Source organism: Arthrobacter sp. TS-15 (genome assembly GCF_006964045.1).
Lineage (GTDB): Bacteria > Actinomycetota > Actinomycetes > Actinomycetales > Micrococcaceae > Arthrobacter.
In genome coordinates this window covers 141,031-154,717 of the sequence record NZ_SDXQ01000036.1, presented here as the reverse complement: position 1 = coordinate 154,717, position 13,687 = coordinate 141,031, and the positions used below count along the sequence as shown (strand labels likewise).

Annotated in this window: 14 protein-coding genes; all 14 read right to left on the bottom strand. The window is 61.4% G+C overall.

The window, feature by feature from the left end; all coding sequences use genetic code 11:
- Positions 1 to 8 precede the first annotated feature (8 nt).
- Positions 9 to 419: a transcription antitermination factor NusB gene (nusB, locus tag EU811_RS14665; RefSeq protein ID WP_011774956.1), complete on the bottom strand. Its 411-nt coding sequence runs from the start codon at positions 417 to 419 to the stop codon at positions 9 to 11.
- Positions 419 to 982: an elongation factor P gene (gene efp / locus EU811_RS14660; RefSeq protein ID WP_011774957.1), complete on the bottom strand. Its 564-nt coding sequence runs from the start codon at positions 980 to 982 to the stop codon at positions 419 to 421. Before efp ends, nusB begins: the two co-directional genes overlap by 1 nt.
- A 153-nt stretch (positions 983 to 1,135) precedes the next feature.
- Positions 1,136 to 1,657 carry a tetratricopeptide repeat protein gene (locus EU811_RS14655; RefSeq protein WP_142939080.1) on the bottom strand — a complete coding sequence of 174 codons (522 nt, stop codon included), beginning with the start codon at positions 1,655 to 1,657 and terminating at the stop codon, positions 1,136 to 1,138.
- Positions 1,654 to 2,745 (bottom strand): 3-dehydroquinate synthase, encoded by a 1,092-nt coding sequence (aroB, locus tag EU811_RS14650; protein ID WP_142939079.1) that lies wholly within the window; start codon positions 2,743 to 2,745, stop codon positions 1,654 to 1,656. Before aroB ends, EU811_RS14655 begins: the two co-directional genes overlap by 4 nt.
- Positions 2,742 to 3,299, bottom strand: a complete 558-nt coding sequence (locus EU811_RS14645; protein ID WP_142939078.1) for a shikimate kinase — start codon at positions 3,297 to 3,299, stop codon at positions 2,742 to 2,744. Before EU811_RS14645 ends, aroB begins: the two co-directional genes overlap by 4 nt.
- Complete coding sequence (gene aroC, locus EU811_RS14640) at positions 3,299 to 4,498, bottom strand: chorismate synthase (protein WP_142939077.1); 1,200 nt, start codon at positions 4,496 to 4,498, stop codon at positions 3,299 to 3,301. Before aroC ends, EU811_RS14645 begins: the two co-directional genes overlap by 1 nt.
- 26 nt (positions 4,499 to 4,524) lie before the next feature.
- Positions 4,525 to 5,379, bottom strand: a complete 855-nt coding sequence (locus tag EU811_RS14635) for a shikimate dehydrogenase (RefSeq protein ID WP_142939076.1) — start codon at positions 5,377 to 5,379, stop codon at positions 4,525 to 4,527.
- Positions 5,376 to 7,169: an endolytic transglycosylase MltG gene (mltG, locus tag EU811_RS14630; protein WP_142939075.1), complete on the bottom strand. Its 1,794-nt coding sequence runs from the start codon at positions 7,167 to 7,169 to the stop codon at positions 5,376 to 5,378. Before mltG ends, EU811_RS14635 begins: the two co-directional genes overlap by 4 nt.
- Positions 7,166 to 7,756 (bottom strand): Holliday junction resolvase RuvX, encoded by a 591-nt coding sequence (gene ruvX / locus EU811_RS14625; protein WP_142939074.1) that lies wholly within the window; start codon positions 7,754 to 7,756, stop codon positions 7,166 to 7,168. The genes mltG and ruvX overlap by 4 nt, the downstream gene beginning before the upstream one ends.
- A 2-nt stretch (positions 7,757 to 7,758) precedes the next feature.
- The gene (gene alaS, locus EU811_RS14620) at positions 7,759 to 10,437 is read right to left on the bottom strand and encodes an alanine--tRNA ligase (RefSeq protein ID WP_142939073.1); all 2,679 of its coding nucleotides are present in this window, start codon (positions 10,435 to 10,437) and stop codon (positions 7,759 to 7,761) included.
- A 114-nt stretch (positions 10,438 to 10,551) separates the two neighbouring features.
- On the bottom strand, positions 10,552 to 10,782 hold the full coding sequence (locus EU811_RS14615) for a hypothetical protein (RefSeq protein WP_187697181.1): 231 nt from the start codon (positions 10,780 to 10,782) through the stop codon (positions 10,552 to 10,554).
- Positions 10,783 to 10,830: 48 nt separating this feature from the next.
- A complete protein-coding gene (locus EU811_RS14610) occupies positions 10,831 to 11,205 on the bottom strand; it encodes a DUF948 domain-containing protein (RefSeq protein ID WP_142939072.1) in 375 nt (124 codons plus the stop codon).
- Positions 11,206 to 11,363: 158 nt separating this feature from the next.
- The gene (rpsD, locus tag EU811_RS14605) at positions 11,364 to 11,984 is read right to left on the bottom strand and encodes a 30S ribosomal protein S4 (RefSeq protein WP_142939071.1); all 621 of its coding nucleotides are present in this window, start codon (positions 11,982 to 11,984) and stop codon (positions 11,364 to 11,366) included.
- A gap of 204 nt (positions 11,985 to 12,188) precedes the next feature.
- Positions 12,189 to 13,682, bottom strand: a complete 1,494-nt coding sequence (locus EU811_RS14600) for a replication-associated recombination protein A (RefSeq protein WP_142939070.1) — start codon at positions 13,680 to 13,682, stop codon at positions 12,189 to 12,191.
- Between the last annotated feature and the right edge of the window lie 5 nt (positions 13,683 to 13,687).

Sequence of the window (13,687 nt, the reverse complement as noted above, 5' to 3'; positions counted from 1 at the left end):
ACAACTCCTTATGCCAGGAGCGAGGGCTTCAGCTTCTGGAGCCGGCCAAGCAGCCCATTGATGAAGGCAGGCGACTCGTCCGTGGACATGGTCTTCGCGAGAGCCACAGCTTCGCTGACGGCTACGCCGTCGGGAACCTCGTCATTGTAGAGAAGTTCCCACGCGCCGATGCGGAGGATGATGCGGTCAACCGACGGCATCCGCTCCAACGTCCAGCCTTGGGCGTACGTCTGCAGGAACTCATCGATGGTTGCCTGCATGGAAACAACACCCTCGACGATTTCCACCGTGTAGGGGTTGATGACAAGGTCGGTCTTCTCCCGCCGCGCTGTCATCGCGTCGAAAGCCGAAACGGAACGCTGCTCCGCCTCGAAAAGTACTTCAAGAGCCCTGCTACGGGCTTTACCGCGTGCGCTCACTAGTCGTTGACCCGGCCCAAGTAGCTGCCATCGCGGGTGTCGACCTTGACCTTGGTGCCCTGCTCAACGAACAGCGGAACCTGGATTTCGTAACCGGTCTCGACAGTTGCAGGCTTGGTGCCTGCCGAGGAGCGGTCGCCCTGAAGGCCCGGCTCCGTGTAGGTGATTTCGAGGACAACACTCGGGGGCAGTTCAATGTACAGCGGCGTGCCCTCATGGATGGCGATGTTGACCATCTGGTTCTCAAGCATGAAGTTTGTGGCGTCGCCCACCGTGGCACCCGATACGGTGATTTGGTCGTAGTCCTGGGTATCCATGAACACGAAGTCTTCGCCGTCCTGGTACAGGTACTGGTAATCGCGGCGGTCCACCGTAGCGGTTTCAATCTTCAGGCCGGCGTTGAAGGTCTTGTCAACCACCTTGCCGGACATGACATTGCGCATCTTGGTACGGACGAAGGCGCCGCCCTTGCCTGGCTTGACGTGCTGGAACTCGATGATGTTCCAGAGCTGGCCCTCGAGCTTCAGTACGGTCCCGTTCTTGATGTCGTTTGTGGTTGCCACTCGTATCCTCTGGTTATCGCACTGGTTCTGACTGCCAGCTATCTATGCCAAGCAGGCGTACCAATCGGCCCGCCAGCGCGTATTTATCAAAAATCCAAGAACCATTCTACCGGCAAATGTGCCAAAGGCTTGCGGGGAGTGTTCCACCCGGCTTCAGGAAGCGAGTTCCAGCACATTCCGTGCCCTCTGAAGGGCAACAGCTGAGGAATATATCAGCGCAGCATCAGCTGCCATGGCTACTCGCAGGTCCAAGGCCCTGGCGAATTCTTCGGACGCTGCCAGTGCGTTGCCGCTGACGAAATATGCCCGGCCAAGATACTGGTGCACAATAGCTTCCTTCGGGCTGCCCTGGACATCCTGCAACAGGTGCCTGAACAACTGGACAGCACGGTCCAGCCGGTTGGTTGCCCGATGGACTTCGGCCTCAAAAATCCTCAACCGGAACGACTCCGGATCTTTGTAGCGGGCCTCAGCCAGGAGCTCCGCTGCCTCCTTGGGCTGATTGTCCAGAAGAAGGGCCATGATGCGATCTGCAGGGTCCTCCGAGGCCGCAAGGGCGGACTCCATGGCTTCCTCATTGACAACCACTGGCAGCAAAGTGTCCGGGTTCAGGCGGACTCCCGGGAATCCGGCTGTTGGCCAGTCGCTGACGCCTTCACGAAGAGTGACGGTCATGATGCGATCTCCTGGTAGGCGGCAAACAGGAGCGAGGTGTCAGGAACTTCCAGTATGCCCGGTTTGGCCACGCCATCGAGGACAACAAACCGGAGCAGGTCACCACGGGACTTCTTATCCCGGCGCATCCCATCAAGAAGGCCTTGCCAGCGGTCCTTGCGGTAGGTGGTGGGCAGACCGAGGCTTTCCAGAATAGTGCGGTGCCGGTCGGCGTCAGCGTCGGACAAACGGCCAACGCTTCGCGACAACTCGGCTGCAAACATCATGCCCACGGATACAGCGGCACCGTGACGCCACGAGTAGCGTTCCACGAGTTCGATGGCATGGCCCAGGGTGTGCCCGTAGTTCAGGATTTCGCGGAGGCCCGATTCCTTCAGGTCCTGGGAGACGACCTCCGCCTTCACAGCGATGGCACGTTCGATAAGCTCCCGGACAACATCCGATCCGGGGTCCATCACGGCGTCGGTGTTCTTTTCGACGAGGTCAAGGATGGCCGGATCTGCGATGAAACCGCATTTGATCACCTCTGCCATTCCGGAAATGAGCTCGTTCTTCGGCAGGGTCTGAAGAGTGTCAAGGTCAGCCAGGACAGCAGCCGGCGGGTGGAAAGAGCCCACCAGGTTCTTGCCCTCGGCAGTATTGATGCCGGTCTTGCCACCCACCGAGGCATCCACCATGCCGAGAAGGCTCGTTGGCATATGGATGACTTTGACCCCTCGAAGCCAGGTTGCAGCCACAAAGCCGGCAAGGTCAGTCACAGCACCGCCGCCGACAGCCACGATGGCATCAGATCGAGTGAAGTCGTTCTGACCCAGCACCTGCCAGCAGAACGCCGCCACCTGGATGTGCTTGCCTTCTTCGGCGTCCGGGATTTCGGCCGTGAGCGCAGTGAAGCCTGCAGCTTCGAGCTCGTCCCGCACAGTATCGCCGGTCAGGCGAAGCGCCCGCGGGTGAATCACCAGAACGCGGCGGACACGTTCGCCCAGCTTCGCCGGCAGGGTGCCCAACAGGCCCCGGCCCACCACGACGTCGTAGTTTTCATTAACGGACTGGCCGGTCACCTTGATGACAGTTGCTTCGGAGCTCACTTTTCAACTTCCTCTTTCAAGGCTGCATGCTGGAGCAGCCGCTCCTCCAAGTGGAGGCCGATTTCAGCCACGGATCCGGTACGGACATCCATGACAATGTCTGCAAGACGCTCATAAACCGGACGTCGGGTGGCGAACAAGGCCTCCCAACGGGTCATGGCGTCACCCTGCAGCAAGGGCCGGCCGGTGTTGCGCGCAATTCTGTCAGCGACCGTTTCCGCATCACACTCCAGATAGACCACGGTGCACTCCCCCAACAATTGCTGGGTCCCGGAGTCGAGCACTGCCCCGCCGCCGAGGGAAATAATGGCCGGATCGATCTTCGCGGACTCGATGGCCTTGGCCACAGCCCGCGCTTCAATCTCGCGGAAGGCGTGTTCTCCCCTGCCTGCGAAAATATCGGCAATGCTGCCATGGGCGGCAACAACCACAGCATCAGTGTCCACAAAAGGCAGACGCATCTGATGGGCCAGCTGCTGACCTATCGCCGATTTTCCGACGGCCATGGGTCCAACCAGAACTATGGGCCGGCCATCCGGGATAGAGCGGACCACTACCGGCCGACCGTGTCCAAGGTAGCCGGGATGCTTTCAAGGTAGCTTTGCAGGTTGCGCTGGGTCTCAGGCACAGAATCACCACCGAATTTCTCGGCCACAGCCTCAGCCAGCACCAATGCCACCATGGCTTCGGCCACAACGCCGGCCGCGGGCACGGCACAAACATCAGAGCGCTGGTGATGTGCCTTTGCAGGCTCCCCGGTGCTGACGTCAATGGTGCGCAACGCGCGCGGAACTGTGGCGATCGGCTTCATGGCAGCCCGGACGCGAAGCACTTCACCAATGCTCATGCCGCCCTCGATGCCACCGGCCCGGTTGGTCTGGCGAACAATCTTGCCGTTGTCATCCTTGAGGATCTCATCATGGGCAGCAGATCCACGGCGGGCCGCCGTCAGGAATCCATCGCCTACTTCCACGCCCTTGATGGCCTGGATGCCCATCAGCGCGGCGGCCAGACGGGAGTCCAGTCGACGATCCCAGTGGACGTAGCTGCCCAGTCCCGGCGGAAGCCCGTAAGCCAGTACCTCTACCACGCCTCCCAGCGTCTCGCCTTCTTTGTGCGCGGCATCCACCTCTGCCACCATCGCATTAGAGGTCTCGCGGTCGAAGCATCGCAAGGGGTCGGCGTCGAGGGCTATGACGTCCCTCGGCAACGGCAGGGGCCTGCCCTCGGGGACAGTCACGCTGGCAATGGAAACGGTGTGGCTGACCAGCTCGATGCCCAACTGCTTCAGGAACTGGGCGGCAACGGTACCAAGGGCCACGCGTGTGGCCGTTTCGCGCGCGCTGGCACGCTCGAGGACCGGGCGGGCTTCGTCAAAGCCGTATTTTTGCATACCGGTAAAATCTGCGTGCCCAGGGCGTGGACGGGTCAGCGGTGCGTTGCGGGCCTGATCGGCGAGGACTTCAGGGTCCACAGGATCAGCAGACATGATCTGCTCCCATTTGGGCCACTCGGTGTTTCCAACCTGGATGGCCACAGGGCCGCCTTGGGTAAGACCATGCCTGACACCACCCATGATGGTGACCTCGTCCTGCTCAAACTTCATGCGGGCACCACGTCCATAGCCCAGGCGGCGACGCGCCAGCGCGTCACGAATCTGCCCGCTGGTGAGTTCAACACCGGCAGGCACGCCTTCAACAATTCCGATCAGGGCCGGACCATGGGATTCACCGGCAGTCAACCAACGCAACATATAACCAATCCTGCCATGTAGGGCGTCTAGAACACTCGCCGGGGAAGCCCGACTGAGTCGCACATCACATCTATGACGGCGGCGTCGACGTCACAGCCGCTAAAGCGCCTGATCTGCTCGGCCGCCTGGTACATCAGCATCTCCAGGCCCGGGACCACCGCTCCCCCATGGCGTTGCCACACTTCCGCCAGACGGCTTGGCCAGGGATCGTAAGCGACATCCAGCAGGACGCCGGCGCCGCTGCCGGGCAGCGCCGCCAGCTCCTCCGCCAAGGAATCGGCGGCACGGGGTGGAAACGTGGAGATGACCAGGTCCGTCCCGGCCACAGCTGATGCCGCTTCCGTCAAGGGCCGGACGGCAAGGGAAATTCCGACGGCGGCCGCGGCGGCTCTCGCATCCCCGGCCCGTCCCGCATCACGAACGAAAACGTCAACGTGGTGGGCGCCAAGTTGCTGCGCAGCAGCAACGGCCGCAGCCGACGTGCCGCCACCACCAAGGATGGCCGCATGAGGTGCGGCAACCACGCCCGCATAGCGGACCGCTTCGACGATGCCAGCCACATCAGTGTTGTACCCCACCCGACGCACCTGTCCGGCGTCGTGCTCGAAAACGACTGTGTTGATGACACCAAGGTGGGCGCCGGCGCCGCGGACTTCGTCCACTTCCTTGACCATGGCAGACTTCAACGGCATGGTCACTGAAAGGCCGCACCAAGCGTCATCACCGCGAAGTGACTCCATGAACGATGGGAGCCTCTCAACAGTGACGTCGATCGCCGAGTAGTCGATGTCCACACCCAACTTTGCGTAAGCTGCGCAGTGCAGTGCCGGAGACTTCGAATGTGAAATCGGGTGCCCCAGGACTGCGGCACGACGACTCACACACACCGTCCCGCATTAGCCTGGCACCACGCGTTGTACTGCTCAACATAGGTGTTGTGCTCAGCCAACGTCTTGGAGAACTTGGTCTCCTTGGTGTCCAGGTTGATGGTCACCCAGTAGAGGTAATCGTTCTGGGTGGGTTTGGCCGCAGCATCAATGGCCGTTTTGCCCGGCGAGCCAATGGGCCCTACCGGAAGCCCAACGTTGGCGTAGGTGTTGTAGGCATTGGACTTATCAGCCTTTTCCTCCTCGGTGAGGTGGAACGACTTCTTGCCCAGACCGTACGTCACCGTGGCATCAGACTGGATCAGGCCGCTGGTCTCAACGTTGTTGGGCTTGAGCCTGTTGTAAATTGCTCCAGCCACGTTTCCATAGTCCGCCTGACCACCTTCGGCCTGAACAATGCTGGCGATGGTCACGGTGTCGTACTGCTTGGCGGGGTCGGTAACGCCTTGGGCCTTGAGTTCATCGAGGGTGGTGGCCACCAACTTCCGGATGATGTCCTTGGCGGACGTACCGAGTTCGAACCGATATTCGCCGGGGGCAAGGAAGCCTTCCAGGCTCTTGGCCTTGGCGGGAACACCAAACTGCCCGGGTGCCTGATTCAAGGCGTTGAGCTCCTGCATGGGAATGCCCGAACCCTTGGAGATAGCCTCCAGGGATTCATTGATACGCAGGCCCGCGCTCAGCGCAAAGTACATCACCTTGGATGCGTCCTTGTTCACCAGGACGGCCACAGCATCCGAATTCTTCATCTCAGTCCGGAAAGTGAAGGATCCAGGCGAGAGTTCGCCGCCTTCGTTGAGGAACTCCTTGACGAAAGCATCGGAATCGGCAACCACACGATTGGCAACCAGATCGTTTGCAACAGCCTTGGGACCGGAGCCTTCGGGCACCGTGATGGTTACCGACCCCGTGCCCGGGCCGGGGTAATCGGTCACTTTGTCCATGCCCAGCAAGGGCTTCAGGAACTGCGCACCAATGGCTATTGCGGCTACGAAGACACCCAGCGTGATCAGAAGAGCCACAACACGACGCCGACGCCGGGCTCTTTTCGCGGCAGCCTTGGACGCCGGACTCGCCGCGGGGGCAATGAGGTCGTGGGGGTGCTCGTCATGAAGAAGAACGTCATTGTGGAGTTCGTCATGGATGCCGAGCTGGTAGTGGGCATCGTGTTCAGCGTACTCGTGGCCGTCGGCGTGTGCTTCGGGATGCTCTGCCGAAAGGGCTTCATGTTCCACATCACCGTGATGGGCATCATCGGGGTGAAGATTACCGTGCGGAGTATCTCCGTGATCAACCCCGCCCTGCTCGAAAGAGGGGACGTGTTGCTCCTGATCGTGTTGTTCCTGGACGTCTTGTTGCTGGCGGTCCTGCTGATGCCCATAGGGCTCATCGTGCGCTTCAACCATATGAACCGGGGCATCATCAGCCACAACAACAGGCGACTGGGCCTGCGACGGGGACGCTGCGGACGTTGGCGGTGCAACTGGAGTCGGCGGTGCAACTGGCGTTGGCGGTGCCACAGGCGTTGGGGGTGCAACAGCGGCAGGAGTATCCGCCGGGGCGGGCTTAACCCCCGGGGCAGGCTGTACCGCAGGGACTGGTCGGGGCAACTCGGGCTCACCCTCCGCCGAGGGAGTCGCCTCCCCCGGAGTCGCTTCGGGAACGGGTACCACATTGTGGTTCTGCGTGGCGAGGAATCGTTCACGCGCCCGCAGCTCTTTGCGGGTGAGCGGCATACCGCCGCCGGCGGTACCGCTTGAGGGGTCGTTGTTGACCGGGCTCACAGTTGCAGTCCCCTCTTAGAAGAATCGGATTCACTACCGGAGGCAGCCCGCAGCGTTGGGGCACTGCTGGGTTTTTCGGACTGCACCGGTGCCTGCACTCGGCGGCCAACGTCCGTTCCTCTGGCTTTTTGCATGTCGATTGCGTGCTGCAGTATTCCAGCAGCGGCAACCTGATCAACCACTTTACGGTGGTTCTTGCTGCTCATGCCAGCTTCGTGCAGGTTGCGGTGTGCCGTAACAGTTGAAAGTCGCTCATCGACGAGGTTTACGGGAACGTCCAAACCAGCACGTTGAAGCTCGCTGGTAAGGAGATCTGCGTAGTCCATGGCCATCTGCGCGGACGCACGTTCCTCGCCCTTCATGGTGCGGGGAAGGCCCACAAAAATCTGTACCGCCGGCAGTTCGACAGCGTGTTTGACGACTACCCGCACATCGGAATTTTTCTTGCTGTCCCGGCCAACCGTCTTGAACGGCGTGGCCAGGATCCCGTCCGGATCGCAGATGGCCAGACCCACCCGAACGGTACCGACGTCTACCCCCAGCTTGATGCCATGGGGGTAGACGTCACTGTCAGAACTGGAATCCACCGTCAGCGCTTGGCAATCGCATCCACCACCGCTGTGAGGGCCTCAGAGACCTTCCCAGCGTCGGTGCCGCCGCCCTGGGCGACATCGTCCTTGCCACCGCCGCCGCCGCCGAGAATCCCTGCTGCCAAACGCACCAGCGCTCCGGCCTTTACCCCTGCTTCGCGGGCAGCCTCGTTGGTGGCAATCAGTATGACGGGACGGTCATTGCTGACACCTGCAACAGCCACGGTGGAGGCTTCCGAGCCAAGACGATTGCGGAGATCGAGGGCAAGGTTGCGCAGATCATCAGCGCCGCCCACCTGGCCGGCGTCGTGGGCTACAACCCGAACACCGGCAGCATCCTTGGCAGTACCCGTAAGGTTTGCGGCCGCTGCGGCGAGCTGCTCTTTGCGGAGGCGATCAAGCTCCTTCTCCGCAGCCTTGAGCTTGTTCAGGGTGCTGGAGATGCGGTCAGCAAGCTGTCCGGATGGAACTTTCAGCAAATCCGTAAGCTCGGAAACCAGAGCCCGCTCTGCCGCCAGATGGCGGAAGGCGTCCAAGCCAACAAAGGCCTCAACACGGCGGTTTCCCGAGCCAACAGACTGCTCGCCCAGCAGGGAAAGGCTGCCGATCAGGGACGTATTTGCCACGTGGGTACCGCCGCACAACTCACGGGACCACGCGCCGTCGATCTCCACCACGCGCACTTCGCTGCCGTAGTTTTCCCCGAACAAAGCCATAGCGCCCAGCGCCTTGGCTTCGGCGAGCCCCATCACCTTGGTGTCAACCCGGTAGTTATTCCGGATGGCGATGTTGGAGACCTCTTCAATTTCAGACCGCGTTGCTGTGCTGAGGCCTTCGCCCCAGGCGAAGTCAAAGCGCAGGTATCCGGCCTTGTTGAAGGAACCGCGCTGGGTAGCTTCAGGGCCGAGGATCTGGTGCAATGCAGCATGCACAATGTGCGTGCCGGTGTGGGCCTGCTCAGCAGCGTGACGACGTTCACGGTCGACGGCGGCGCGCACCAAGGCATCGGAAGCGATCTCACCTTCGCGGACAATCGCCTTGTGCACGCTGAGCCCCTTGATGGGACGCTGCACGTCCAGGACCTCCACCACGAACCCGTCACCGGTGATGAGGCCGGTGTCAGCAGACTGGCCACCAGCTTCGGCATAGAACGGGGTCTCGTTGAGGACAAGCTCGATTTCCTCGCCGGTGGAAGCGTGGGCTACCGGCCGGCCACCGCTGACGATGCCGCGGACCTTTGCTTCGCCCTCAAGTTCGTTGTATCCGGTGAAGACCGTTTCGCCCTTACCCAGAAGCTCCTGATAGGCGCTGAGGTCGGCGTGGCCACCCTTCTTGCCCTTCGCATCGGCTTGGGCACGCTGGCGCTGCTCGAGCATGAGAGCACGGAAGCCTGCCTCGTCCACCTTGAGGCCGGCTTCCTCGGCCATTTCCAGGGTCAGATCGATCGGGAATCCGTACGTATCGTGCAAGGCAAAGGCGTCAGCACCGGAAAGGGGAACGCCGGCAGCCTTAGACTCCGCTACAGCATCTTCCAATCGTGCCGTACCTGAAGCGATGGTGCGCAGGAATGCCTTTTCTTCGGCGTAGGCAATGCGGCTGATGCGCGCGAAGTCGGTCTCCACCACCGGGTAGACACCCTTCATGGCGTCACGGGAGGCAGGGAGCAGCTCCGGCAGGCAGGCTTTTTCGACGCCGAGCAGGCGCATGGCGCGGACGGCGCGGCGAATCAGGCGGCGCAACACATAGCCGCGGCCTTCATTGGACGGTGCGACGCCATCAGCAATGAGCATCAGGGCAGAACGAATATGGTCACCAACAACGCGCATGCGGACATCGTCGGTGTGGTGCGGATCATCCGGGGATTCAGCTGAGGTGTACTCGCGGCCGGACAATTCAGCGGCTTTATCGATCACAGGACGGACCTGGTCGGTCTCGTACATGTTTTCAACACCCTGGAGGATCATCGCAAGACGCTCCATGCCCAGGCCGGTGTCGATGTTCTTCTGCGGCAGTTCACCGACGATGTCGAAGTCCACCTTGGAGCGGACGTTTTCGATCTGGTACTGCATGAACACGAGGTTCCAGATTTCGATGTAGCGGGTTTCGTCGGCCAGGGGGCCGCCTTCGATGCCGTAAGCAGGGCCGCGGTCGTAGTAGATCTCAGAGCAGGGACCGGCCGGGCCGGGCTGTCCGGTGGACCAGTAGTTGTCGGCCTTGCCCATGCGCTGGATACGCTCGGCAGGAATGCCGGTGTTCTTGAGCCAGAGTTCTTTGGCTTCGTCATCCTCTTCGTAGACAGTCACCCAGAGGCGCTCGGCAGGAAGTCCGTAACCGCCGTCATCAACGCTGGTGGTCAGCAGCTCGAAAGCGAACTTGATGGCGTCTTCCTTGAAGTAATCTCCAAAGGAAAAGTTGCCGCACATCTGGAAGAACGTGCCGTGGCGGGCAGTCTTGCCTACTTCTTCGATGTCTCCGGTGCGGATGCACTTCTGGACGCTTGTGGCACGGCTGTAGGGAGGCTCTTCGCGCGCAGTGAGGTAGGGAATGAAAGGCACCATTCCGGCCACAGTGAAGAGAAGTGACGGGTCGCTGGAAACGAGCGACGCGGAGGGAACGGCGGTGTGGCCCTTGTTGACAAAAAAGTCCACCCAGCGCTTGGTGATCTCCTGCGACTTCATTAGCTGATTACTTACCCTTCTCAATTCACTGCACACGATGTGCGCGGTACCGGCTGGTGCCGTTCCGCAGCTTTCCATTCTGCCCTGTTGAGGGCGCGGGGGCGAACCGCTCCGCTAGCGCCGCGACGATACGGCGTCGTCGATACCCAACGCGGCCCGCAATTCCTCTTCGCGTTGGTGCGTCCCCGTACGCACGGCATCGGCAAAGTCGAACAGGCCATCAGCCATCCGGCCAACAGCCCGGTTCAGCCCTTCCGGACCAAGATTGGCCTGGGCTTCGGTGATCTTACGGAAGGCGATGACGCCGATGGCGACGCCGATGCCCATCCACACAATTCGTTTCATGAGGTCTCCCTGTAGTTCAGCGGCTGATTGGGGAAGCGGCTGGTTGGGTCAGCGGCTGCGGCGGCCGGAGGAGGTGGTGCGGCGTCCAGCAAACGCCGAACGGACGCCGTAGCTGAAGGCAGCCACCTTAATCAAGGGTGAACCTACCGTTGCTGCTACAAGCGAGGACAACGCGGAGATGTTGGCCGAGGCATCAGAGACGTTGGAGGCAATGCCGTCAACTTTCTTCAACTGCTGGTTGGTGGTGGTCACCGTGGCAGTCACTTCATCCATCAGGGGCGTGGCGCCATCGCTGATGGAACGGATGGAAGTCCGCACTTCGTCAAAAACGCCACCCAGCTTCAAAATGGGCACGGCCAAAAGCAGGACGAGGAGTGCAAACACTCCTGCTGCGATGAGGCCGGCGATGTCGCCACCAGACATAGAACTCTTCTCCTTGGATCGTTTCGCTGCCTCGCACCAGCCGATTCCGGGCTTTGGGCAAGGCCTCCCCCAGTACCTTACCTATATTGGCCCGGTACCTTACATACAAAGAAGCCCGCGGCGTGTGCCACGGGCTTCTCTGTATGCGCTGCTGAAATTTAGCGAGCGTAGAATTCGACGACGAGCTGCTCTTCACAGATCACGGGGACCTCGGAGCGCTTCGGGCGACGAACCAGGCGGGCCTGGAGGGCGTCAATCTTGACGTCCAGGTATGCCGGCACGTTGTTGAGCACGTGTGCGCCAGCAGCTGCCACCTGGAACGGGGGCATAACCTCGGAGCGGCTGTGAACGTGGATGAGCTGGCCTTCGCCAACGCGGAAGGACGGGCGGTCCACGCGGACGCCGTCAACCATGATGTGGCGGTGCACAACCAGCTGGCGGGCCTGTGCGATGGTGCGGGCGAAGCCTGCACGGAGCACCAGGGCGTCCAGACGCATTTCGAGGAGCTCAACCAGGTTTTCACCGGTGAGGCCCTTGGTGCGGCGTGCTTCTTCGAAGGCGCGGGTCATCTGGGCTTCGCGGATGCCGTACTGGGCGCGCAGACGCTGCTTTTCGCGCAGACGTACGGCGTAGTCGGAGTCCTGCTTCTTGCGGGCACGGCCATGCTCACCGGGGCCGTACGGGCGGCGCTCCATGTACTTGGCGGCCTTGGGGGTCAGAGCAATGCCGAGTGCACGCGAAAGACGTGCGGTACGGCGAGCACGAGTGTTGTTAGCCACTTGTGTCCTTCCAATTACTGCGGTGTGTCAGTGTTACTGGCCTCCATCAGGGAGAGCATCGGCCAACCGCTACCTCTTGCTACTAGCCCGGGCGCACAGCTCTATTGAAGGAATCTTCAGAGGGGTTGTGCGTCAGGCCATGCCAGACAAGGATCAAGCCTACCATGGGCAGGGCTATCATCTGCAGCCGTCGTGATCAGGGCCCTACTCCCCGCGCACGATTTTGCGGAGCCGTTCCAGCCTGGCGGCGATATCGCGTTCAGCTCCGTTACCAGTGGGTTGGTAATAGTCCTTACCCACCAGGTCATCCGGTGGATACTGCTGGGTTGCCACGCCGTGTGGTTCATCGTGGGCGTACTTGTAGCTCTTGCCGTGACCCAGCTGCTTTGCCCCCGGGTAGTGCGCATCGCGCAGGTGCATGGGGATTCCACCGCCGAATCCGGCACGAACATCTGCCACGGCTTTGTTCAAACCCATGTACGCGGCGTTGGACTTGGGTGCTGTGGCCAGGTGAACCACCGCCTCAGCCAGCACAATCCTGCCCTCCGGCATGCCGATCAGTTGCACTGCCTGCGCTGCGGCCACCGCGGTCTGCAGCGCCGTGGGATCGGCCATTCCAATATCTTCCGCAGCGGAGATCACGATCCGCCGTGCAACAAACCTCGGGTCCTCACCGGCTTCAAGCATCCGCGCCAAATAATGCAAAGCAGCATCGACATCCGAGCCCCTAATGGACTTGATGAACGCGCTGGCCACATCGTAGTGCTGATCGCCGGCGCGGTCGTAGCGAACGGCCGCAGCATCAAGGGCACGTTCTGTGTGGCGGAGCTCCACCAGCACGGGAGCCTCAGGAAGGCTGTCCTTCGGGAGCCCGGTTTCGCCGTCGGTGTCGCTGAACTCATCAGTTCCTGTCGCATCGTCGTCGGAAATCTCGACGGCGGCTGAGTCACCGAAGGCTACTCCGGCAGCGGCTTCCAACGCTGTCAGAGCCCTCCGGGCGTCCCCTCCGGAGAGGCGGACCAAATGGTCCAGCGCCTCGGAACTGAGTTCAACGCGGCCGGCAAGGCCACGGGCGTCAGCGACGGCCCGCTGCAGCAAACCCGAAATGTCGTCATCGGTGAGCGGCTTCAGGGTGAGCAGTAGCGAGCGGGACAGGAGTGGCGAGACCACGGAGAAGGACGGGTTTTCCGTGGTGGCCGCCACCAGCACCACCCAACGATTTTCCACACCAGGGAGCAGGGCATCCTGTTGGGCTTTATTGAAACGATGGATCTCGTCGAGGAAGAGCACGGTGGTCTTCTTGTAGAGGTCGCGGGCAGTCAAGGCATCGTCCATAACGCGGCGAACATCCTTGACGCCGGCGGTGATGGCAGACAATTCAACGAACTTACGCCCCGGTCCGCGAGCAATGACATGGGCGAGCGTCGTCTTTCCAGTGCCGGGTGGACCCCACAGGATGACCGAACTTGGGCCCGCCGGGCCTGCGGCATCAGCACCCGCGGCCAGCTGCCTCAACGGCGAACCCTGCCCCAGCAAATGCTGCTGCCCCACTACCTCGTCAAGAGAACGCGGGCGCATTCTGACGGCGAGCGGACTCCGCTGGGAAGCCATCCAGTGAGCATCGGAGGGACCCCCTGACACGGGCAGATCCTCGGACTCGTCGTCATCCACCGCACCGGCACCAAAGAGATCTTCCACATGGA

Coding starts and splice junctions, on each gene's coding strand:
- EU811_RS14655 (WP_142939080.1), bottom strand. CDS start 1,657: ATGACCGTCACTCTTCGTGAAGGCGTCAGCGACTGGCCAACAGCCGGA.
- aroC (WP_142939077.1), bottom strand. CDS start 4,498: ATGTTGCGTTGGTTGACTGCCGGTGAATCCCATGGTCCGGCCCTGATC.
- alaS (WP_142939073.1), bottom strand. CDS start 10,437: ATGAAGTCGCAGGAGATCACCAAGCGCTGGGTGGACTTTTTTGTCAAC.
- EU811_RS14615 (WP_187697181.1), bottom strand. CDS start 10,782: ATGAAACGAATTGTGTGGATGGGCATCGGCGTCGCCATCGGCGTCATC.
- EU811_RS14610 (WP_142939072.1), bottom strand. CDS start 11,205: ATGTCTGGTGGCGACATCGCCGGCCTCATCGCAGCAGGAGTGTTTGCA.